17 protein-coding genes are annotated in these 20,871 nt (G+C 72.8%); 10 read left to right on the plus strand and 7 right to left on the minus strand.

Translation table 11 applies throughout. The annotated features are described in order from the left end of the window. Nucleotides 1-49 precede the first annotated feature (49 nt). The 3 genes from ACYVOM_RS37975 to ACYVOM_RS37985 form a co-directional block, all read right to left on the minus strand. Nucleotides 50-1,648, minus strand: coding sequence for a phytoene desaturase family protein (locus ACYVOM_RS37975; protein ID WP_460308461.1), 1,599 nt, complete (start codon nucleotides 1,646-1,648; stop codon nucleotides 50-52). 107 nt (nucleotides 1,649-1,755) lie between these two features. Continuing rightward, complete coding sequence (locus ACYVOM_RS37980) at nucleotides 1,756-2,313, minus strand: hypothetical protein (protein ID WP_460308462.1); 558 nt, start codon at nucleotides 2,311-2,313, stop codon at nucleotides 1,756-1,758. A 255-nt stretch (nucleotides 2,314-2,568) separates the two neighbouring features. Next, entirely contained in the window at nucleotides 2,569-4,068 is a 1,500-nt protein-coding gene (locus tag ACYVOM_RS37985) for a hypothetical protein (RefSeq protein WP_460308463.1), read from the minus strand. Nucleotides 4,069-4,204: 136 nt separating this feature from the next. Here ACYVOM_RS37985 and ACYVOM_RS37990 point away from each other — a divergent pair, with 136 nt between their 5' ends. From ACYVOM_RS37990 to ACYVOM_RS38025, 8 genes are all read left to right on the plus strand, one after another. Then, the gene (locus ACYVOM_RS37990) at nucleotides 4,205-4,594 is read left to right on the plus strand and encodes an SHOCT domain-containing protein (protein WP_460308464.1); all 390 of its coding nucleotides are present in this window, start codon (nucleotides 4,205-4,207) and stop codon (nucleotides 4,592-4,594) included. 190 nt (nucleotides 4,595-4,784) lie between these two features. Continuing rightward, nucleotides 4,785-5,171: an SCO5389 family protein gene (locus ACYVOM_RS37995; RefSeq protein WP_460308465.1), complete on the plus strand. Its 387-nt coding sequence runs from the start codon at nucleotides 4,785-4,787 to the stop codon at nucleotides 5,169-5,171. 189 nt (nucleotides 5,172-5,360) lie between these two features. Beyond that, nucleotides 5,361-5,582, plus strand: coding sequence for a ferredoxin (locus ACYVOM_RS38000; protein WP_460308466.1), 222 nt, complete (start codon nucleotides 5,361-5,363; stop codon nucleotides 5,580-5,582). Beyond that, nucleotides 5,572-6,945, plus strand: coding sequence for an NAD(P)/FAD-dependent oxidoreductase (locus ACYVOM_RS38005; RefSeq protein ID WP_460308467.1), 1,374 nt, complete (start codon nucleotides 5,572-5,574; stop codon nucleotides 6,943-6,945). The genes ACYVOM_RS38000 and ACYVOM_RS38005 overlap by 11 nt, the downstream gene beginning before the upstream one ends. A gap of 24 nt (nucleotides 6,946-6,969) precedes the next feature. Further along, the gene (locus tag ACYVOM_RS38010) at nucleotides 6,970-8,181 is read left to right on the plus strand and encodes a cytochrome P450 (protein ID WP_460308468.1); all 1,212 of its coding nucleotides are present in this window, start codon (nucleotides 6,970-6,972) and stop codon (nucleotides 8,179-8,181) included. Nucleotides 8,182-8,444: 263 nt separating this feature from the next. Beyond that, nucleotides 8,445-11,513, plus strand: a complete 3,069-nt coding sequence (locus ACYVOM_RS38015) for a M14 family metallopeptidase (protein WP_460308469.1) — start codon at nucleotides 8,445-8,447, stop codon at nucleotides 11,511-11,513. 116 nt (nucleotides 11,514-11,629) lie between these two features. After that, on the plus strand, nucleotides 11,630-12,313 hold the full coding sequence (locus tag ACYVOM_RS38020) for a phosphotransferase (RefSeq protein WP_460308470.1): 684 nt from the start codon (nucleotides 11,630-11,632) through the stop codon (nucleotides 12,311-12,313). 113 nt (nucleotides 12,314-12,426) lie between these two features. Continuing rightward, nucleotides 12,427-13,230 carry an endonuclease/exonuclease/phosphatase family protein gene (locus tag ACYVOM_RS38025; RefSeq protein WP_460308471.1) on the plus strand — a complete coding sequence of 268 codons (804 nt, stop codon included), beginning with the start codon at nucleotides 12,427-12,429 and terminating at the stop codon, nucleotides 13,228-13,230. A 38-nt stretch (nucleotides 13,231-13,268) separates the two neighbouring features. Here ACYVOM_RS38025 and ACYVOM_RS38030 read toward each other — a convergent pair whose 3' ends face one another. Continuing rightward, entirely contained in the window at nucleotides 13,269-16,241 is a 2,973-nt protein-coding gene (locus ACYVOM_RS38030) for a glycosyl hydrolase (protein WP_460308472.1), read from the minus strand. A 211-nt stretch (nucleotides 16,242-16,452) separates the two neighbouring features. Continuing rightward, the gene (locus tag ACYVOM_RS38035) at nucleotides 16,453-17,199 is read right to left on the minus strand and encodes a VOC family protein (protein WP_460308473.1); all 747 of its coding nucleotides are present in this window, start codon (nucleotides 17,197-17,199) and stop codon (nucleotides 16,453-16,455) included. 159 nt (nucleotides 17,200-17,358) lie between these two features. On the opposite strand from ACYVOM_RS38035, the gene ACYVOM_RS38040 reads away from it, so the two are divergent. Next, nucleotides 17,359-18,102: an SDR family oxidoreductase gene (locus ACYVOM_RS38040; RefSeq protein WP_460308474.1), complete on the plus strand. Its 744-nt coding sequence runs from the start codon at nucleotides 17,359-17,361 to the stop codon at nucleotides 18,100-18,102. A gap of 41 nt (nucleotides 18,103-18,143) precedes the next feature. Here the strand turns inward: ACYVOM_RS38040 and ACYVOM_RS38045 are convergent, their stop codons facing one another. Together ACYVOM_RS38045 and ACYVOM_RS38050 are read right to left on the minus strand one after the other, a co-directional pair. Beyond that, nucleotides 18,144-19,037 carry a metal-dependent hydrolase gene (locus ACYVOM_RS38045; protein WP_460308475.1) on the minus strand — a complete coding sequence of 298 codons (894 nt, stop codon included), beginning with the start codon at nucleotides 19,035-19,037 and terminating at the stop codon, nucleotides 18,144-18,146. Between the two features lie 126 nt (nucleotides 19,038-19,163). Further along, the gene (locus ACYVOM_RS38050; RefSeq protein ID WP_460308476.1) at nucleotides 19,164-19,988 is read right to left on the minus strand and encodes a class I SAM-dependent methyltransferase; all 825 of its coding nucleotides are present in this window, start codon (nucleotides 19,986-19,988) and stop codon (nucleotides 19,164-19,166) included. A gap of 157 nt (nucleotides 19,989-20,145) precedes the next feature. Here ACYVOM_RS38050 and ACYVOM_RS38055 point away from each other — a divergent pair, with 157 nt between their 5' ends. Beyond that, entirely contained in the window at nucleotides 20,146-20,844 is a 699-nt protein-coding gene (locus ACYVOM_RS38055) for a type 1 glutamine amidotransferase domain-containing protein (protein ID WP_460308477.1), read from the plus strand. The last annotated feature ends 27 nt before the right edge of the window (nucleotides 20,845-20,871 follow it).

Here is a 20,871-nt window from a genome sequence, read left to right on the forward strand (position 1 = left end):
TGGGTCGCCAGGGGCGGGCCTGAGCCGCAGCCGGGCGTGGCCTGGGCCGTCAGGGGCGGGGGCCTGAGAGCAGGCGCTGGAGGAACGCGAGCGGGGCGCGCCCGTGCAACGCGGCGCGGGCCGCGTTGGCGCCGCACGCGCCGTGGACCCCTCCGCCGGGGTGCGCGCAGGCGGAGGCCAGATAGAGGCGCCGGACGGGCGTCTCGGCGCGCCCGCTGCCGGGGACCGGCCGGAAGAAGAGCTGCTGGTGGATGGCGGCCGTGCCGCCGTTCGTGGCCCCCGCGTCGAGGTTGGCGTCGAGGCCGGCCAGGCCGGGCGGGGTGAGGACGCGGCGGTCCACGACCCGGGCGGAGAATCCGGGCGCGAAATGCTCCATGCGCGCTTGCAGGCGGTCTGCCATGGCCTCGGCCTCCCTTTCGTCCCAGGATCCGGTGATCGCGTCGGACCCCGCGTCGGCGGAGACCCGGCGCGGCACGTGCGTGTAGGCCCAGGCGGACTCGGTGCCGGGCGGGCAGCGCTCGGGATCGGCGATCCCCATCTGGCCGACCAGCGCGAACGGCCGGGCCGGGACGGTCCCGGTCGCGAGCTCGGCGCTGTAGCGGGTGAGGTGGTCCATGCCGTCTCCGAGGTGGACGGTCGCGGCCCGGCGCGCCCCGTCCGCCGCCCACGGGATCGGCCCGGAGAGCGCCCAGTCGACCTTGAACGTGGCGTGGTCCCACTGGAAGCGGCGCATGTCGTCGCGCAGCCTCACGGGCAAGTGCGCCCAGTCGACCAGCCCGCCGTACAGCGCGGGCGCCGACACGGCGGCGAGGACGGCGCGGGTCGCCCGGACCGCGTCGCCGTCGGCGGTCCGGACGCCGAGCGCCCGCCCCCCGCGCACCACGACCTCGGTGACCCGGACGCCGCAGCGCACCGTCCCGCCCAGGGACTCCAGCCGCCGCACGAGGGCGTCGGTCAGCGCGCCCGCACCGCCCCGCGGCACCGGCCAGCCGTGCCGCTGGCCGAGCATCGCCATGAGCCAGCCGAACGCGCCGGACACCGCGGCCTCGGGGAACAGGTCGGTGTGCAGCGCCGACCCGGCGAGCAGCAGCGGGCCGCCCGGTCCGGTGAACTCCTCCTCGCCGAGACGGCGCACCGGCAGGGTGAGGAACCGCGCGGCGCGCAGCCCTCCCGCGGCCCGCAGCCGCAGTGCCAGCGCCGTCCCGGCCCGGACCGGCGGGAACGGCGTCAGCAGGGCCCTGACCAGGTCGTCGCCGACCTCCTGCCACAGGCCCCACAGCCGCAGCCACGCGTCCCCGTCGCCCGCGCCGAAGACCTCCAGCCCCTCGGCCGTGCGTTCGGCCTCCTCCTCGATCATCGCGCAGCGCCCGTCGGGCAGCGGATGCGCCAGGACGGCCGGGGAGCGCCGCCATTCGAGCCCGTGGCGCTCCAGGCCCAGCCCGCCGAGCACCGGCGAGGCGACACCGAGGGGGTAGAAGGAGCTGCACAGGTCGCTCACATAGTCCGGATGCACGCCGCGGTCGCTGCGCACGGCCCCACCCGGGGTGTCCGCGGCTTCCAGGACGACCACGTCCCAGCCCGCGGAGGCCAGCACATTGGCCGCGACGAGCCCGTTCGGGCCCGCGCCCACCACCACCGCGTCCGCCATAGCCGTGCCTCCCCCGGGCCTGTTCCCCCGAACCCGCCCCTGAGATGCGCCTACCCGCCCCGCCGCCGCTCACGCGGGACGGGGCGGGACCGGCTCGTCGGACGGGCTCAGCGGCCCCGGGCCGCCGACGGCCTCGCCAGCAGCAGAATCCCCGCGGCGACGTAGGTGACGACCATCCACGCGGTGAAGATGTAGGTGCCGGTCTCCGGGTTCGTCAGCCCCTCCCCCAACCCGGTGACGAGCAGCCACAGCGACCCGGCGAGCGGCAGGAACCGCAGCGGCCCCTTCCAGCGGCCCACCCGGATGACGGCGATCGCGCACGCCAGCATCATGACCTGGGTGAGCGGCCACGAGGGGTCGGTCGCCTTCACCCACAGCGGCGTCTCGGAGTACGTCTCGTACGGGAGCGTCCCGAGGCTCGTCGCGATGGCGATCGGGACGAGGGCCAGCACGACGATCGGCAGCGCCTTGCCCTTGCGGTCTCCGGTGGCCCGCGCGGCGAGCATGAGGCCGGCCAGCGCCGCGAGCGCGACGAGGAACGCGCAGCTCGCCGCGAGTTCGACCGGCGGCACCTCGTCGCTGTCGCGCACGAGCGGTTCGCCCGCGAACTGGCCCGCCGCCCACACGAGCGGCCCGGCCGCCAGCGCCAGCCCCGTGAGCCGCACCGCCGCGTCGCCGGGCCCCCCGCCCGCCTGCGCGGAATGGACCCTCTGTCCTAGATCTCTCTGTCCCGGGTCTCTCTGTCCCGGATTCCTGTCGACGGACACCGCCGCCCCCTTTCCCGGCGGCGCCCTGCCCCCGTTGCGTCCACGGTCGCGGGGGCGCGTCCCAAGCCGCCAGGGAGCGGGGCAAGCCCGGAGTCCCCGAGCGGATCCGGGACTTTCGGGGGCACAGGCCCCTCCCCGCTCCGGGACGCCGGGCTAGCGGCCCGGGTCCGGCGGGCGGGCCAGCGCCTCGACGACGGCCAAGGCCAGCAGGACCAGCAGGGTGATCAGCAGGACGACCAGGCCGGTCGGATAGTTCCAGAAGAAGAACACCAGGATCGCCGCGAGGACGACGCCGGTGCGCAGCAGCCTGCGGTGGTCGTAGACCCAGCGGCTGCCGTGGTCGCGGCCGCGCAGCCTGGCCAGGCCCGCCGAGAGCGTCTCCCGGGTCCGCACGGCCGCCGGGGACCGCCCGGTGAGGAACGCGCCCGCCGCGACGACCAGCGCGACCACCGCGACCATCCGCAGCGTCGAGCGCAGGAAGGTGATGAGCGTGTCGTACATGCTTCCGGCGGCCGCGGTGTTCAGGCCGCGGACCGCGATCGCGTCGAGGAAGTAGGCGCGGCCCGCGAGGAGGCCGAGGCCGAGGAGCAGCATCGAAAGGACGACGCCCAAGGCCGCGGCGATGAGCGCGCGGCGGTGGTCGCGCGCGGTGTAGACGCCCGCGGTGATCAGGATGAGCGACAGGACGGGCAGCACCCAGCGCAGCGCCCCGAGGACCTGGTACCAGCGCTGGGCCTTGACGAGCGCGGGCGAGTCGAACACCTCGAACGTCGGATTGATCTCCGGGATCGCGCCGGCCGCGCCGAGCCCGTCGGCGACGAGGCGCTGCTTGACCCCCTCGATCACGGGCCCCAGTTCGAGGGAGACCGTCGTGCCCTCGGTCTTGAGGACCTTGCTGCCCTGCCCGGAAAGGACCGCCGTGAGCTGCTTGTGCGCCTGCCGGTTCGCGCGGACCCAGAGGTTCTCGAAGGTGTCGGTCTTCACGAAGGCGAGCGCCTTGTCGTGGATGAACGACGTCAGCGCGTTCTCGATCGGGCCGGACAGGCCGTTCAGGCGGTCGCCGAGCCGGGCGGGCAGCCCTCTGCCTTCGAGGGCCGTCAACGCCTGGTCGACGAGTCCGGGCACGTCGAGCCGGTCGACGATCTCCGTGGTGACCCGGTCGGCGACCGCGGTCTGCACCTCGGGCCTCTCGGCGAGCGGCGCCACGGTGGCGACGTACCGGTCGGGGTCGCCGATCTGGCTGCCCGACCAGGCGGCGACCACGGCGAGCGGCGCGAGCAGGCAGCCGAGCACGATGAGCACGACGGCCCCGACCGCCCGCGCGGTGTGGCCGGGCGGCCTGCGGCCCGCCTTGAGCTCGGCGACCTCCGTGCGCAGCCGGGCGAGCTCCGCGCGCTCGGCCGCGTCGAGCCCGCCCGGCGAAGCCGACGACGAACCCGCCGCCGACGAACCAGCCGCCGACGAACCCGCCGCGGACGAGCCTTCCGAAGACGAACCTGCCGCCGCAGAGCCCGCCGCGGACCGACCTGCCGTTGAGGAGCCGGGCGCTGAGGAGCCGGGCGCTGAGGAGCCGGGCGCTGAGGATCCTGCCGGTGCCGCCCCGGACGGCCGCTCCGGCTCGTCCGGTCCGTCTTCTCCCACCGGTTCGGACATCGGCACCCCCGCGTCTGTTGTCCCTGCGGTAGGTGTTCCTGGAAGGACACGCTTTTAGGCGGTTACCCGCCGTTCTTGGGCTGATGTTTAACAGTTGCCCATTTCGTCCAATAGTCGGGCGGGAAACAGCAGAGTCATGGACGATTACCCGCTGCTCAACCTGTTCTGGACGATGCTCGTCTTCTTCTGCTGGGTCATCTGGATCTTCCTGCTCTTCCGGGTCTTCGCCGACCTGTTCCGCGACCACAAGCTGAGCGGCTGGGCGAAGGCGGGCTGGACCGTCCTCGTGATCGTCCTGCCCCTGGTCGGCGTGCTCATCTACCTGGTCGCGCGCGGCAGCGGCATAGCGCAACGGGACATGGCCGAGGCGCAGGCCCGCGAGGAGCAGTTCCGCTCCTACGTCCGCGAGACAGCCCAGGGGCCGAGCGCCGCGGAGGAACTCGGCAAACTCGCCGCTCTGAAGGAGCGGAACGCCATCAGCGCCGAGGAATACGAGCGCGCGAAAGCGAAGATCCTCGCCGAGTGACCGACCCTTTCCACCGCCGAGTCGGGCGGGGCGGCCGGACCCGCCCCGCCCGACCTTCTTCGCGTATCGCCCAATACCGCCCGGGTCTTCCCGGGAGCCCTTGCCATCGCCCCGACCTCCGTCGATAATGAAAACGGTTTTCGTTTCGGAGCCCTCCGCGGGAGGAATCCGACTGATGGAAGGAGAGGGCATGTCTCTTACGGTTCCGGCGGAGCTGGTGGAGCGGGCGAAGGAGGGGGAGGTCGACGACGCGGCGTTCCTCGCGTGCGTCCGCGACTCGCTGCCCTACGCCTGGACGCTCGTCAGCCGGGTCGTCGGCGAGCTGCGCGAGGGCGACGCGGCGTTCGCCGACAACCAGGTGCCGCCGCCGGACGAGGCCGCGCGCGGCCAGCTCCTGCGCGCCCTCGCCAGCGACGCCATGCGCGGCGCGCTGGAACGGCACTTCGGCGTCCGGCTGGCGTTCCAGAACTGCCACCGGGTCGCGGCGTTCCGGCCCGAGGCGACCGAGGCGCTCGCCCGCTTCACCTCGCCGCGGGCCCAGCTGCTGAACCAGAGCCCCGAGTTCGTCGACTGCTGACGGCTCAGCCCGGCCGCCCCTCCAGGGGCGGCCGGGCCCCGAACGGCGGGACAGGGCGGCAGGGCCCGGACATCGAGGTCTGGGATGCGTCGGGGCCGGGCCAAGGTTCGGCCACGGCCGAGGGGGAACACGCGGCGGGTGGGTATCGCTCCGCCACGGCGACGGGGCCGTGAGCGAGAGGCGGTACGGATGAGGCTGGTGGTCGACCTCAACCGGTGCCAGGGGTACGCGCAGTGCGCGTTCCTCGGCCCGGACGTCTTCCGGATGCACGGGCAGGAGGCGCTCCTCTACGACCCCGTGGTGCCGGAGGACCGGCGCGAGCAGGTGCTCGCCGCCGCGGCGGCCTGCCCCGTCCAGGCGATCCTGGTGGACGCGCCCGGCCTCAGGGAGGTCGATCCGGTTGTCGGCTGACGGGATCGAGCGCATCGTCATCGTCGGCGCGTCCCTGGCCGGCCTGCGCGCCGCCGAGGCGCTGCGCGACGAGGGTTTCACCGGACGGCTCACGCTCATCGGCGACGAGCCGGTGCCCGCCTACGACCGGCCGCCGCTGTCCAAGCAGGTGCTGCTCGGCCAGGTCGCGCCCGGCGCGACCGCCCTGCCGCACACCCGCGACATCGACGCCCAGTGGCGGCTGGGCGTCGCCGCGACGGGCCTCGACCTGTCGCGCAAGACGGTCCTGCTCGCCGACGGCGCCAAGGTGCCGTTCGACAGGCTGCTCATCGCCACCGGAACCCGCGCCCGGCCGTGGCCGCGCGTGGGCGAGGCCGCGCTCGAAGGCGTCCTCACGCTCCGCACGAGCGAGGACGCCGAGCATCTGCTGCGGCTCCTGGAGGCGAAGCCGAGCCGTGTGCTCGTGGTCGGCGCGGGCTTCACCGGCTCGGAGATCGCCTCGGCGTGCCGGGAGCGGGGCGTCGAGGTGACCGTCGCCGAACGCGGCCCCGCCCCGCTCGTCGGCGCGCTCGGCGGGGTCGTCGGCGACGTGGCCGCCCGCCTCCAGCGCGCGCACGGCGTCGACCTCCGATGCGGCGTCACCGTCACCTCCTTGGAGGGGGACGAAGCGGGCAGGCTCCGCCGCGCCCACCTGTCGGACGGCACCGTCCTCGACGCCGACATCGCGGTGATCGCGCTCGGCGCGATACGCAACACCGACTGGCTGGAAGGCTCCGGCCTGGCCGCGGGCCCGCGCGGCATCGCCGCCGACGCCGCGTGCCGCGCGTTCGACCACAACGGGATCGCCACCGACGACATCTTCGTCGCCGGGGACGTCGCCCGGATGCCGCATGCCCTGTTCGGTTACCAGTTCCTCAGCCTGGAGCACTGGGGCAACGCCGTCGAGCAGGCGGCCCTCGCCGCCCACAACATGCTCTGCGCCGGTCAGGACCGCCGCCCGCACCTGTGGATCCCGGCCTTCTGGTCGTCGCAGTTCGGCGTCAACATCAAGTCGGTGGGCGTGCCGACGATGGGCGACGAACTCCTCGTCACCCAGGGCTCGCTCGAAGAAGGCAGCTTCACGGCCGTCTACGGGCACCGCGGCCGGGTCATCGCCGCCGTCGCCTTCGACCACGGCCGCTGGCTCGACCACTACACGGGCCTCATCGAGCGCGCCGCGCCGTTCCCGCCCGAGTTCGTCGGTGTGGACCGGCCGCCGCCCGGGACCTCCGCCGTCCCTGCGGGCTTCCCCGACCCTTCCGTGCCGAGCCACGGGCCGACCGTCACCGTCAGCGGCTACGCGCCCAGCGAGCGCCGCATCACCTTCACGCCCGCCCCGGCCTGAGCCCCGGCCCCACAGCGAGGATCCATGACTTCCGCCGACAGCCTCCTGCAGGCCATCAACGACCCGGCCAACCGCGCCGACCCGTACCGGCTCTACGAGGACCTGCGCCGCACCCCGGTCGTCCGCCAGGACAACGGGGTGTACGTGGTCAGCGCCTACTGGGACGTGCGGTCCCTGCTGAACGACCCGCGGGTCAGCTCGCAGACGCGGCCGCCCGTGGTGGAGGCGCCGGGAGAGTCCAAGAGCTTCCTGCGGCTCGACCCGGCCGAACACGACCGGATCCGCCGGATCATCACCCGTCCCTTCGGGCCGCCGCACACCCCGCGCCGGGTGTTCGAGATGCGCTCCGGCACGGCCGGGGTCGTCGGCCGGCTCATTGACGCGTTCGCCGGCAAGGACAGGGTCGACATCGTCGACGAGCTGGCCTACCCGTTCCCGATCTCGGTGATCTGCCGGCTGTTCGGCGTGCCGATCGAGGACGAGCCGCGGTTCCACCTCTGGACCGAGTCCCTGCTCGGCAACGCCGCTCTGGGGCCCGGCACCGGAGCGCCCGACCCGCGCCTCATGGACGCCGAGACCGCCAAGGTCGAGATGGCGGGCTACCTCGCCGAGCTGTTCGAGCGCCACCGCCGCGAGCCGGGTGACGACATGTTCTCCGCCCTGGCCACCGAGGACAGCCCCGACGGGAGGCTGTCGCCGCCCGAGCTCGTCGCCAACGCGTTCCTGCTGCTCATCGCGGGCCACGAGACGACCGTCAACCTCATCGCCAACGGCGTGCTCACGCTGCTGCGCAACCCCGACGCCCTCAAGCGCCTGCGCGACGACCCGGACCTGGCCGTCCCGCTGGTGGAGGAGCTGCTGCGGTTCGAGCCGCCTGTGCAGTACCTGCCGAACCGCCGCACCCTCGACGACGTGGAGGTCGCCGGGACGGTCATCGCGAAGAACACCGACGTGAACCTCATGCTGGCCGCCGCCAACCGCGACCCGGCGAGGTTCGCCGAGCCTGACAAGTTCGTGCCGGACCGGCCCGACGTGCAGCACCTCGGCTTCGGCAGCGGCATCCACTACTGCTTCGGCGCTCCGCTGGCCAGGATGGAGACCCGGCTCGCCCTGACGGAGTTCGCCCGCCGCCTGAAGGATCCCGAACTCGTCGCCGATCCGCCCCCGTACCGGCCCAATCCGGTGCTGCGCGGGCCGCGCCATCTTGAGGTCTCCTTCAGCTCGGTGAAGGACTGATCGACGGGTTTCACCCCACTCATTCCGATCGTCCTTCTTACTCGCGTCAACTTCACGGGGCCTCGTCCGAATCCGGCCGAGGCCCCGTGGCGACGCACGTCCAGGTCGCGGGATCTTCGGCGAATTCCCACATCCTCACTCCTGTCAAAACCGGAAGTTCTGCCATTGACCGGTGCGTGCGGTGCGGCGAATCTGAAATCTGCTTCACGGGGTTACTCGTGTGCTTCGAGTGCTCCCCGGAACCCCCCAAGACAGGAGACGCAATGAGGCGCACGCTGATCTCGGCCTGTGCCGCGGTCGTCGTGGGCGCGGCGGCGGTGGTGGCCTCGATGGCCCCAGCCGCCGCGGCCCCCGACCCCGGCGCGGACCGGATCCAGGTGTTCACCGGACAAGTCACGGCCGAACAGCTCCAGAGCCTTCGGGCACTGGGGCTCGACCACGAGGACATCGCACTCGGCGCGCGCGACGGCGACAAGGTCGCGGTCGAGGTCGTCATGAGCGCGCGCAAGGGCGAGGCGCTCGCGGCCAAGGGCGTGCCGATCGCGCCGAAGCCCGTCGCGAAGGCCAGGGCGGCCGTCGCGGGCGACGGCGTCTACCGGCCCTACAGCGGCACCGGAGGCATCCGGGAGGAGCTGCTGACCGCTGAGGCGCAGTACCCGGCCATCGCCGACGCCGTCGACATCGGCAAGAGCGTCCAGGGCAAGCCGATCACCGCGGTGCGCGTCACCAAGGGCGTCAAGAAGCAGCCGGTGAAGAGCGGCCGCCCGACCGTGGTGTTCCAGGGCACCCAGCACGCCCGCGAGTGGATCACCACCGAGAACGTGCGCCGCCAGCTCCAGTACTTCCTCGCCCAGTACGGCACGAACGCCGAGGTCACCAAGCTCGTCGACACCACCGACCTGTGGTTCCTGCCGGTGGTGAACGTGGACGGCTACGACCACACGTTCACGCCCGACAACCGCCTGTGGCGCAAGAACCTGCACGACAACGACGGCGACGGCGTCATCACCACCCTCGACGGCGTCGACATCAACCGGAACTACCCCTACAAGTGGGGCTGGGACAACGAGGGCTCGTCCCCCGCGATCGACAGCGAGACGTTCCGCGGCACCGGCCCGGCGTCCGAGCCCGAGACGAAGGCGCAGAACGACTGGGTCAAGAAGATCCGGCCGAAGTACGTCATCAACTACCACTCCGCCGCCGAGCTGCTGCTCTACGGCAACGGCTGGCAGCAGCAGACCCCGACGCCCGACGACCGGATCTTCGAGGCACTGCTCGGCGACGACGCGAACCCCGCGGTCCCCGGCTACGACCCCGACCTCGGCGCCGAGCTGTACATCACCAACGGCGACACCGACGGCCACTTCACCAACGAGTACGGCGCGCTCACCATGACGCCCGAGATGTCGACCTGCGAGACGGCGAGCGCCATCTCCCCGGACGACGCCTGGGACCCCGCCGCCTGCGAGAGCGTCTTCAACTTCCCCGACGACGAGGGCCTGATCCAGCAGGAGTTCGAGAAGAACCTGCCGCTGGCGCTGGCCACCGCCAAGTCCGCGCACGACCCCGACGACCCCGTCTCGGTGGTCGGCAAGACCGCGCCCGACCTCGTCATCGACCCGTTCCCGGTGTCCTACGGCACGACCCAGCCCGTCGCCGTCGAGGCCAAGCGGGCCCTGGCGAGGCTGCGGCTCAGCTACCGGATCAACGGCGGGCCCGTCCGCCAGGCCGACGCCAAGGAGTGGAAGGGCGGCGAGCGGTACGGCGGCGAGAACGACGTTTACTACGCCGAGTACCGGGCGAACGTGAAGGCCAAGCCGAACGACTCGGTCGAGGTCTGGTACACCGCCAAGAAGGACGGCAAGGACGTCGCCAGCGAGAAGTTCACCTACAAGGTGGCGACGGACATCGGCGGGAAGGTCCTCGTCCTCGCGGCCGAGGACGTCACCGGCCTGAGCCCCGCGCAGGGGGTCACGGCCGCCAAGTACGCGGGCTCCTACGAGGCCGCGGTCAAGGCCGCCGGCTACTCCTCCGACGTCTACGACCAGGACGCCTGGAACGCCGCGGCGCACCCGCTGGGCGTGCTGTCGCACTACGACGCCGTCATCTGGGAGACCGGCGACGACGTCATCCCGCGCGCCCAGGGCCAGGTCCCGGGCACCGCGTCCAAGCGCGCGCTGGCGACCCAGCTCGCCGTGCGCGACTACCTCAACGAGGGCGGCAAGCTGCTCTACACCGGCAAGTACGCCGGATTCGCCGAAGCCGCCAACGGCGCCTACTTCTACGAGCCCGACGCCGCCGACCCCGAGTGCACGGTGCCGTCCGAGCCGCCCTGCCTGCCCCTGGTGAACGACTTCCTCCAGTACTACCTGGGCGCGTACACCTACGTCAGCGGGACCGGCCAGGACGCCGACGGCAACCCCTACCCGGTGAAGGGCGGTTCCGGGAAGTTCACCGGCTTCTCCGGGGTCCTGAACGGCGGGGACTCCCCGAACAACCAGGACCACACGGCGTCGCTGCTCACCACGTCGAGCTTCCTGCCCGCCGCGGACTTCCCGCAGTTCGCCAGCGCCGCGACCGTCGAGTGGGACCGCGCCGGATCGGGGCCGTTCGACCCGAAGACGGGCAGCCAGTACGTCTTCAGCCAGAACGCCGACGTGTCCTACAAGCGCCTCACCCGGACGATCGACCTGACCGGGAAGTCCGCAGGACAGCTGGCGTTCCAGGCCTCGTTCGACACCGAGGCGAACTGGGACTTCCTCTTCGTCGAGGCGCACACCGAGGGCCAGGACGACTGGACGACGCTGCCCGACCTCAACGGCGCGACGAGCCAGGAGACCGGAGACAGCTGCGCCTCCGGCTGGCGCCTGCTGCACCCGCAGCTGGACCACTACCAGGGCGCTGACTGCTCCCCGACCGGCACGACCGGCGCGTGGCACGCCGCCTCCGGCCAGTCCGGCGGATGGCACGAGATGGCGTTCGACCTGACCCCCTACGCGGGCAAGAAGGTCGAGGTGTCGATCTCCTATGCCAGCGACTGGGGCACCCAGGGCATCGGCGTGTTCGTCGACGACGCCAAGGTGACCGCCGACGGGGCGACGCTCGCCGAGACGTCCTTCGAGGACGACCTCGGCGGCTGGGCGATTCCCGGACCGCCCGAGGGCTCGTCGGTGTCGGCGAACGACTTCGTGCGCACCGCTCTCGCCTTCGAGGAGGGCGCGGGCGTCACCACGAAGGACACCGTCTACCTCGGGTTCGGCCTGGAAGGGCTGAGCTCCGCGGCGTCCCGGGCCGACCTCGTCAAGAAGTCGCTCCAGCACCTGCTGCGCTAGCCGCGCGGCACTGATCGCGCCCCGCCCGGAAGCCTTCCGGGCGGGGCTTTCTGCTTGATCACTCTTGGATCACAGCGGTTGCGGGGCAGGGCCGGCGGGTGTTGGGTGGCCAGATCATGAACGAGCAGAGTTTGGCCGGGGGCAACACCCTCGGGCTGGTGCGGGTCGGCGACACGGTCCGCCGCCCGGTGCACGAGAGCAGCCCCTATGTCCGGGACGTCCTGCTGCATCTGGAGAAGGCCGAGTTCGCCGGTTCACCGCGGCTGCTCGGCGAGGACGAGCACGACCGCGAGATCCTCACCTACATTCCCGGCGAGACCGTCCAGGACGATCTGCCCGTGTCCGACGCGCGACTGGAGTCCGCGGCCCGGCTGATCCGCGCGTTCCACGACGCGACGGCGGGCTCGTCCGTCGCCGACGGCGGCGAGGTCGTCTGCCACGGCGACCTCGGCCCGCACAACACGGTCTTCGACGGCGAGACCGCGATCGGCCTCATCGACTGGGACGACGAACTGGCCCCCGGCTCCCGCCTGCACGACCTCGGCCACGCCGTCTGGTGCTTCGCGAACGTCGCCGACCCGGGCAGCGCGCTCGCCGAGCAGGCCCGCCGCACCGCCCTGTTCTGCGCGGCCTACGGCTGGGACGACCCCGCCGCCGTCCTCGCCGAGATCACGGCCCGCTTCGAGCGCACCCGCGAGGCCCACCACGCGGCGGGCAGGACCGCCGCCGAAGCCGTCTTCGCCGACCTCGCGTCCTGGATGCGCGCCCACGAGGCCGAACTGGCCGCCGCCCTGCCGTGAAGTCATGGGAAGACCCGGTCCGGGTTGTCCGCGTATGACGATCATGGTCGGTGGCTTCAAGAGACCGTGAAGTGTCTGGCGTTCCCGCACGCGCCGTGTTCGGATTGCTGCCTGTGCCGCTCTCTGCCTTCTCCTCTCCGCCGGCGGACCCCGCGGGCCGGGGATTCCGCGTCGCGACGTACAACATCCACGCCGCGGCGGGCGGCGACGGGGTGTTCGACCTCACCCGCCTGACGACGGTGCTGCGCAAGCTCGACGCCGACCTCATCGGGCTGCAGGAGGTGGACGTGCACTGGGGCGACCGCACCGGCTGGCTCGACCTCGCCGCGGCGCTGGGCGGGGCCCTCGGCATGCACGCGTGCACCGGGCCGATCTACAGCCTCGACCCGCCCGCGCGGGGGGCGCCGCGCCGCGAGTACGGCAACGCGATCCTGTCGCGGCTGCCCTTCGCCTCCGTCGCGAACCACGCGATCACCCGGCTGTCCACGCAGACTGCCGCACCGGTGGCCGCCCCCGCGCCGGGCTTCCCGGAGGCCGTCGTGGAGGTGCACGGCGTCCCGGTCCACGTCTACTCCACCCATCTGGACTTCCGGCCCGACCCCGCGGTGCGCCGGGTCCAGGTCGCCGAGATGCTCGCGGTGCTGGCCGGGGACGGCGCCGCCGCGCGGATCCTGATGGGCGACTTCAACGCCGAGCCCGGCGCCGCGGAACTCGCGCCGCTCTGGGCCGTGCTCACCGACGCCTGGGCCGCCGCGGGCTCCGGCGCGGGCCTCACCTATCCGGCGGCCGAGCCCGAGCAGCGCATCGACTACATCACCGTCTCCGGCGCGGTCGAGGTCCGCGCCGTCGAGGTGGTCGAGGCCGACGCCTCGGACCATCTGCCCGTCGTCGCCGACCTCGTCCTGCCGCGCCGCTGACCGCGGCCGCCCCTCGCCGGGCGGCCGCGGTCGGCCCGTCAGAGGCGGGCCGTGCGGTACGGAACGAGCCGGACGGGGCCGGTGATGCCGTAGGCCTGGCGGGCGTTGCCTCCGTAGACGCCGGGGTCGGCGAGGCGCAGCCGGTTGTTGAGGGTGGTCGTCACCTCGATCACCAGGGTGTTGCGGCCGGGGCGCAGGTGCGCCGAGACGTCCGGCGCGGGCGTGATCGGGTTGACCGGGGGCAGCGCCTTGCCGTTGACCCACACGCGGGCCGTGTCGAAGACCTCGCCGAGCGACAGGACCGCGCCGTGGTCGGCCGCCCAGGTCTCCGGCAGCTCGACGGTGGTGGTGTAGCGGCCGACCCCGGACACGTCCTGGAGTTCGGGGATCGCCGACCAGGCCGTCAGGGCGGTGAGGGCGACGCTCACCTTCTCCTTGACGGTCTCGGTGGCGGTCGCGCCGGGCAGCCAGGACTCCACGTCGAGCGTCCAGGAGGCCGGGACGATCTCGGCCGGCACCTCGCCGATCGTCGAGGAGACGGTGCTGCCGTCGGACAGGGTCGTCGTGTACGCGCCCGCGGTCCGGGCCCGGACGGCGAGGCGCGAGCCGTCGAAGAAGACCGCGTCGGCCGTCGTCGCCGTCGCGTAGTCCTTCTTGCCCTTGCCGCCTTCGCCGAGGTGCTCGGGACGGGCCAGGACGACCGCGACGGTGTCGTTGACCTGGAGCGCGACCCGGAAGGTGACGGTGTCGCCGGACTCGGTGAACTGCGCGACGCGGCGGAGCTCGCCCGTCCACAGGTCGAGCAGGAACGGCACGCGGCGGCGGTCGTCGCGGGTCAGCGTGACGGCGTGGTCGATGGCGACGACGCCCTTCGCGCTGTCGGCGTGCTTGCCGTTGGACAGGTAGTACAGGTCCATGTCCTTGTCGACGCGGCGCAGGTTGAGCAGCGTGGACGTCGGGTACGAGGCGTCGGGCGTCACGCCGAGTTCGGCGAGCGCGCCCGGGATCCCGTCTGCGGTGGCGACGCCCCGGACCTTCGGGTGCGCGAGCAGCTGCCCGATGAGCGCGCGCAGGCGGGTGTTCTCCTCGCCGACGGCCAGGCCCGGGATCGTCGCGGCGCTCCAGTCGCCGACGAACACGATCGGCAGCCCGGCGCGGGCGTAGCCGAGGAACTTCTCGGCGACGGCGACGGGCACCGTCGCGGCGTTCGAGTAGAACCGGTCGCCCTCGATGACGATCGCCTTGTAGGCGGGCCCTTCGGGGGCGAGGCGTCCGTCGCGGACCTTCGCCGACGGCAGGGACAGCAGCGGCTCGCTGATGAACTGGTGGGTCCAGCCGATCGGGATGCCGGAGGCGGTGAGCCAGCCCGCCCCGATGCCGGTCTTGGAGTAACCGGTCTGCCGGAAGACCGCGAGGTCGGCGCGCATCGCGCCGGCCTGGGTGACGGCGTGGACGCGGGCGAGGTAGTCGGCGACGTCGCGGGTGTGCGTCCAGGCGGGCTGGCGCGGCCCCCACGACTCGGAGTAGCCGACCTTGCCGCCGTACGGGGTGAACGCGGCGAAACCGGGCCACTTGACGCCTGGGACCGTGGCGTAGGAGAAGCCGTGGATGTAGGTCTGGTTGAGGCCCGCCGCGTACGCGCCGGACATCGTGCGCAGGATCTTCTTCCACGGGGTCGCGTACGCGCCGCCCTGGTAGGCGCCCGCCTCGCTGGACAGGACCGTGTGCCCCGCCATGTCCCGGCCGCCCGCGAGGGCGCGGTAGTCGTCGAGGTTCTTGAAGCCCAGCGACTCGCCCTCGGTGACGTCGAGGACGGCCGAGGCGGCGATGGCGTCGGTGTTGAGCCCGTAGGGCTGGGCGCGGAGCTTCATGCCGAGGCGGTGCGCCCAGTCGCGCAGCGGCGTGAAGTGGTACTCGAGGAAAAGGTCGGAGACGGTCTCCCAGTAGTCGTGCCGGACCTGCCGGGTGAACGCCGCCTCGAACGCGAACACCGTCTGCTCGTTGTTGAGGACGATCGCGGGCAGCACCGGGAGGAGGTCGTAGCCGCGGCGGCGCCGGAACTCCTCGGGCAGGGAGGTCGTCCACTGGAGCGCGTCGGTCTCCAGCTCGAAGGAGTCCTCGAACAGGGAGCCGCCCGCGCGGCGCAGCAGGGCGCGCAGGCGGGGGGTGAGGATCTCCTTCTCCCAGTAGGAGATGAGCGCCGCGGTGCCGGCCTCGCTGAAGTGGTCGACGACGTACGCGGGGGTCGCGGTGTGCGGCCCGGACTCGGGGGTCTGGGCGGAGCCGCGCTCCCAGTAGGAGAACAGGTACCAGTCGCCGTCGGCCGGAGCGCTCCACGTCAGGTTCCCGCCCGACACCAGGCCGGTGAGGTCGGTGGCCGAGGTGTGCTCCAGGCCGGTCTCCTTGCGGGTGGCGTTCGCGGCGTTGACGCGGACCGCGTTGACGCCGCGCAGGGTGTGCTCGGTCCCGTGCGCGACGGCAGGGGCCGGGACGGGCCCGCTGTAGGTCTGGCCCGCGGCGACGAGGACCGCGCCGTAGGCGAGTTCGCGGCTCGCGGCGGCGCTGTCCGCGGTGAGGGTCGGCACCGCCGACGGCCACGCCGGGCCGAGGGTCAGGTCGATCTCCAGGCCGCGGCGGTCGGCGCGCTCCAGCGCGGCCTCCACGCCCGCGAGCCAGGAGGCGCTGCCCCAGCCGTGGTGCGCGGTGTCGAGCACCGACTTGTCGGCGACGCTGTGGTGGACGCCGGCGATCTCGGCGCCGCCGAAGCCCGCGTCGGCGATCTGGTCGACCTCCCGGGCGATCTCCTTCGGGTCGACCAGGCCGTCCGGCCACCACCAGCGGAAGCGGGGACGGACCGCGGCGGTCAGGTCGGGGAATCCGGTCCCCGCGGCGCTCCCGGCCGCGGCGGGCGGCGCCTGCCAGCCGGCGGTGGCGGCCGCGGCACCGGTGACGGCGGCGGCCTGGAGGAAGCGGCGGCGGGAGAAGAAGGCGTGGCTGGGCTGAGCCGTCATGCGTGTACCTCGAACTCGGGGGCGGGACCGGCCGCACGCGGGTGGGCCCGGTCCCTGGGGTGGGTCTTTGCAGCGTGAGTAAAACGTTTTAACAGAGGGTCGTTGATCGACGGTAGATGTGAGCAATATCAATCGTCAAGACCAGATCAGATGATCCGTCCCGGATTTGCACGTTTTACTGGCCTGTGATGCCTGGGACGAGGGTGCCCGGTCAGGGGGTGCGGATCAGGACGAACTGGGCGTCCTGCGGGTCCGTCACGGAGACGGCCCGCCCGTAGACGGGGTCCTCGTACTCGGCCACGAAGATCCCGCCGAGCGCCAGGGCGCGGTCGGTCGTCTCCTGCACGTCGGCCACGCCGAAGTGCGGGAGCCAGTCGGCCAGCGCCTCCTTCGGGATGTTCGGGCCGATCGGGATCATGGCGGCGACGGCGGCCCCGCCCGCCGTCCAGCGCACGCCCAAGCTCTCGCGCGCCCGGCCCCAGCCGAACACCCGGAGATAGAACGCCTCGGCCTGCTCCGGGGCGCGGGTGAACAGGGCGGTCCACGCCCAGGTGTTCGAGCGCCCGGTCAGCTCGGCGCAGCCGCGCGTCCCCGGCTGCCACAGCGTGAAGAACACGCCCTCGGGGTCGAGGCAGCCCGCGAGGACGCCGTAGTCCTCGATCGGGCGGGGCTCCACCACGATCTGCCCGCCCCCGTCCCGCACCCGGGCGGTGGCGGCCGCGACGTCCTCGATCGCGAAGCTCACGGTCCAGTCGGCCGCCGCTCCCGACGTCGGCTCCGGCCAGAGGCCCGCGACGCTCGCGCCGCCGCGGAAGAAGGTGCCATAGCCGCTGGCCTCGTCGTACTCCAGGCGCCACTCGAAGAGCGCTCCGTAGAAGTGCACCGCCTCCTGAGGATCCCTGGCGGTGAGCTCCAGCCAGCAGGGAGTGCCCGCCCGCACCCCCTCGCCTCTCCCCATAACTCCATCGTCACCCGGCGTCTTCGCCCGGAACCCGGGTGAGACCAGACCTTTACCCCCCTTCGCCCGGCCCTGTCCTCGCCCTGTCCTGCGTGGCCGCGCCCGGCCAACCCGCGCAGTCCCGTTCCGGCTTCCGGACTTCGGTGATCGAATCGGGCCATGGGAGTTCTCACGGGGAAGAACGCGATCGTGACGGGCGGCTCGCGCGGCATCGGACGGGCGGTGGTGCGGCGGCTCGCGGCCGACGGAGCCGCCGTCGTCCTCGGTTACGCGCGCGACGAGAAGGCCGCCGAAGAGACACTGCGGGAGGTCGAGGAGGCGGGGGGCGTCGCCTTCGCGGTGCGCGCCGACCTGGCCGAGGACGGCGCCGCGGCCAGGCTCGCGGAGTTCGCCGAAGCCCGTCTGGACGGGCTCGACATCCTGGTGAACAACGCGGCGGCCGAGGTGGCGCCGACCCCGTTCGCGGACATCTCCGACGCCGCCTTCGACACGGCTCTGACCGTCAACCTGCGCGCGGCGTTCCAGCTGATGCGGCACGCGGCGCGGGTCATGCGCGGCGGCGGGCGGATCATCAACGTCTCCACCGCCAACACCGTCCGGCCCGCTCCGGGCAACGCGCCCTACGCGGCCTCCAAGGGCGCGCTGGAGCAGCTCACCCTCGTCGCCGCCCAGGAGCTCGGCCGGCGCGGCATCACCGTCAACACGGTGTCGCCGGGGGCGACCGACACCGACCTGCTGCGCGGCGCCAATCCCGCGGAGGCGCTGGACGCGGTCGCCTCGATCACGCCGCTCGGCAGGCTGGGCGCGCCCGCGGACGTCGCCGACGTGGTGGGATTCCTCGCCGGGCCCGACGCCCGCTGGATCACCGGGCAGAACCTCCGGGCCACGGGCGGGCTGGCCTGAGCCTCAGGTGCCGTCTACAGCTTTAGGTGCCGTCTACAGCTTTAGGTGCCGTCTTCGACGGAGTGGCGCACCGAGTCGGCGCGGTCGATGACGTACGGGCCGACGTGGACGCCGGTGGAGACGGCGAGGATCAGGACCAGTGCGGGGAAGACCAGGCGCTTCTCGGTCTTGTCGCCGGTCTTGAACCACTTCGGGCCGAACATGGTCTGCGACCACGGCCAGCCGAGCGGGCAGCCGCCGCGCGTCACCATGTCGCCGAGGATGTGGATGACGACGCCGACGACGATCGCGTAAGGCAGGACGGTGAGGTCGACCTCGAACCACAGCAGCGCGACGGTGATGGGGATCGGCGACAGGTCGTCCCAGACGCCCTTGATGTTCAGCGGCCGGATCGCGGCGGCCAGCACGAGGATGAGCACCGCGCCGACCAGGACGACGCCGGCCTCCTGCCCGTAGCGGTAGGCGGCCGTGCCGAGGCCCGCGGCGACCAGCGCGCACGCCATGATCGCGAGGAAGCCGTGCCACGGCTTACGGTAGGCGGCCCTGCCCTTTCCCTTGGACGGCAGCAGCCCGAAGAACAGGCCGAACACCAGCATCGCGCCAGTGATGGCGAGGCCCGTGTAGAGGGTCTCCTCGTCCTGGGTGTAGATGGCCGAGGCGAAGAAGACCAGGGCCGCGACGAGTCCGATGCCGAGCGCCGAGTGGGTGCCGTTGCGGTGCCCGCCCGCGACCTTCCCGATCGTCCAGGCGAAGCCGCGGGTGAGGGGGCCGAACGTCCGCGCGATGTGCGAGCCGTGGTGGTCGATGTCCGGCAGCACCGCGGCCCCCGCGCACGCGACCGCGCCGAGCAGGATCTGGTCGGGCGGCAGGTCGAGGGGGATCGCACCGGCCGTGAACAGGGCGGCTCCGGACAGGGCGTGGGTGCGGCCCATCATGGGAGGGGGACTCCTTAGCGGGGGTTGCCGGGGGAAGCGCCGTCGGCGCTTCCGCATTGTGGCATCCCCCGTCCCGTTTCCCCCGGAACGCCACGCGGGGCGTCCGGATCGGGCCTTCTCGCGACGTCAGCGGGGTCTGTCCGCCGTCAGGGAGTACAGGACGGGCAGGTGGGAGTCACCGACGGGCAGCCGGTAGAGGCCGTCGTCGCCTCGGGCGAGGAATCCGCGCGGGTCGAAGGGGGCCGCCTCGTGCTCGCCCAGGTGGGTGAGCACGAGGCCGGCGCCGAGCGCGGCGGTGACGATCTCGCCGAGCGAGTAGGGGTACTCGACGGTCTCGCGCGGCTCGGTCTTCACCGACAGGTCCGCGTAGGTGCCCTCGTTGACCTCCCGTCGCGGCTCGCCTCCGCCGTACGGCCAGTCGATGACGAGCGGGTCGAGGGAGGCGACCATCTGGCAGGCCGGGTGCAGGTCGACCAGGACGAGCCTGCCGCCGGGCCGCAGCGCCCGCGCCGCGCCGCGCATCCATGACGCGGCGTCGCCGATCCAGCACAGGACCCCGATGGTGGCGACGACGAGGTCGAACCTGCCGTCCAGGCTCGCCGGCAGGTCCTGGGTGTCGGCTTCGACGAACTCCGCTTCCAGGCCGGCCCGCTCGGCGAGGCGGCGGGCGCGCTCGACCGCCACGGGAGAGAAGTCGACGCCTGTGACGTTGGCCCCGCGCCGCGCCCAATCGAGGGTGTCCATGCCGAAGTGGCACTGGAGGTGCAGGAGGTCGAGCCCTTCGACGTCTCCGGCGAGGCCCGTCTCCAACGGGTTCAGGGTCGTCCGTCCGGCGAGGAAGGACTCCTCGTCGTAGAACCTGTCGCCTTGCGTCGTCCCGTGCAGCTCCGCCCTCTGGTCCCACAGGGCCCGATTGAGGTCTGTGCCCGCCTTACGCGCGTCGTCTGCCATGGGAGGGAGCATCGCATCGGCGCGGCGGGGACGGAAAGCGCTTTTCCGGGCTTGGCGCGCCGTTCGACCGGCGCGGGGATTGCCCCGACCCGCGGCGGGACAGATCTGGATACGGCGGTCTGGATACGGCGGTTCGGCGATCGGTGGAGGAGATCCCATGGCGAAGGTCCTTTTCGTGATGACGGGCGCGCGTTCCTGGACCCTCAAGGACGGCACCGCGCACCCGACGGGCTTCTGGGCCGAGGAGGCCGTCGCGCCCTGGCGGGTGCTGACGGAGGCGGGGCATGAGGTCGTCTTCGCCGCACCGGGCGGGGCGGTCCCGGTGCCCGACGAGGCGAGCCTCGCGGCTGCCGTGAACGGCGGCGAGGAGGGCGCGAAGGCCGTCGCCGACGGGCTCGCGGAGATGACGGGCCTTAAGCGCCCGCTGCGGCTGGAGGACGTCGATCCGGCCGATTACGACGCGGTCTTCTACCCGGGCGGGCACGGCCCGATGGAGGACCTCTCCGTGGACGAGGCGTCGGGCGCGCTCATCACCGCGCAGCTCGCCGCCGGACGGCCGCTCGCGCTGGTCTGCCACGGCCCCGCGGCGCTGCTGGCCGCGCGCGGCGCGGACGGCTCGTCGCCCGTCGCCGGCTACCGGCTGACCGGCTTCACCGACGAGGAGGAGCGCCAGGGCGGTCTCGCCGACAAGGCGCCGTGGCTGCTCCAGGACCGCCTCGTCGAACTCGGCGCCGAGTTCGACGAGGGCACGCCGTGGCAGCCGCACCTGGTCTCCGACCGCACCCTGCTGACCGGGCAGAACCCCGCCTCGGCCGAGCCGCTGGCGCGCGAGCTGCTCACCCGCCTGCCCGGCTGACGGGTCAGGTGCCCAGGTGATCGTGCC

The organism is Actinocorallia aurea (assembly GCF_054783995.1).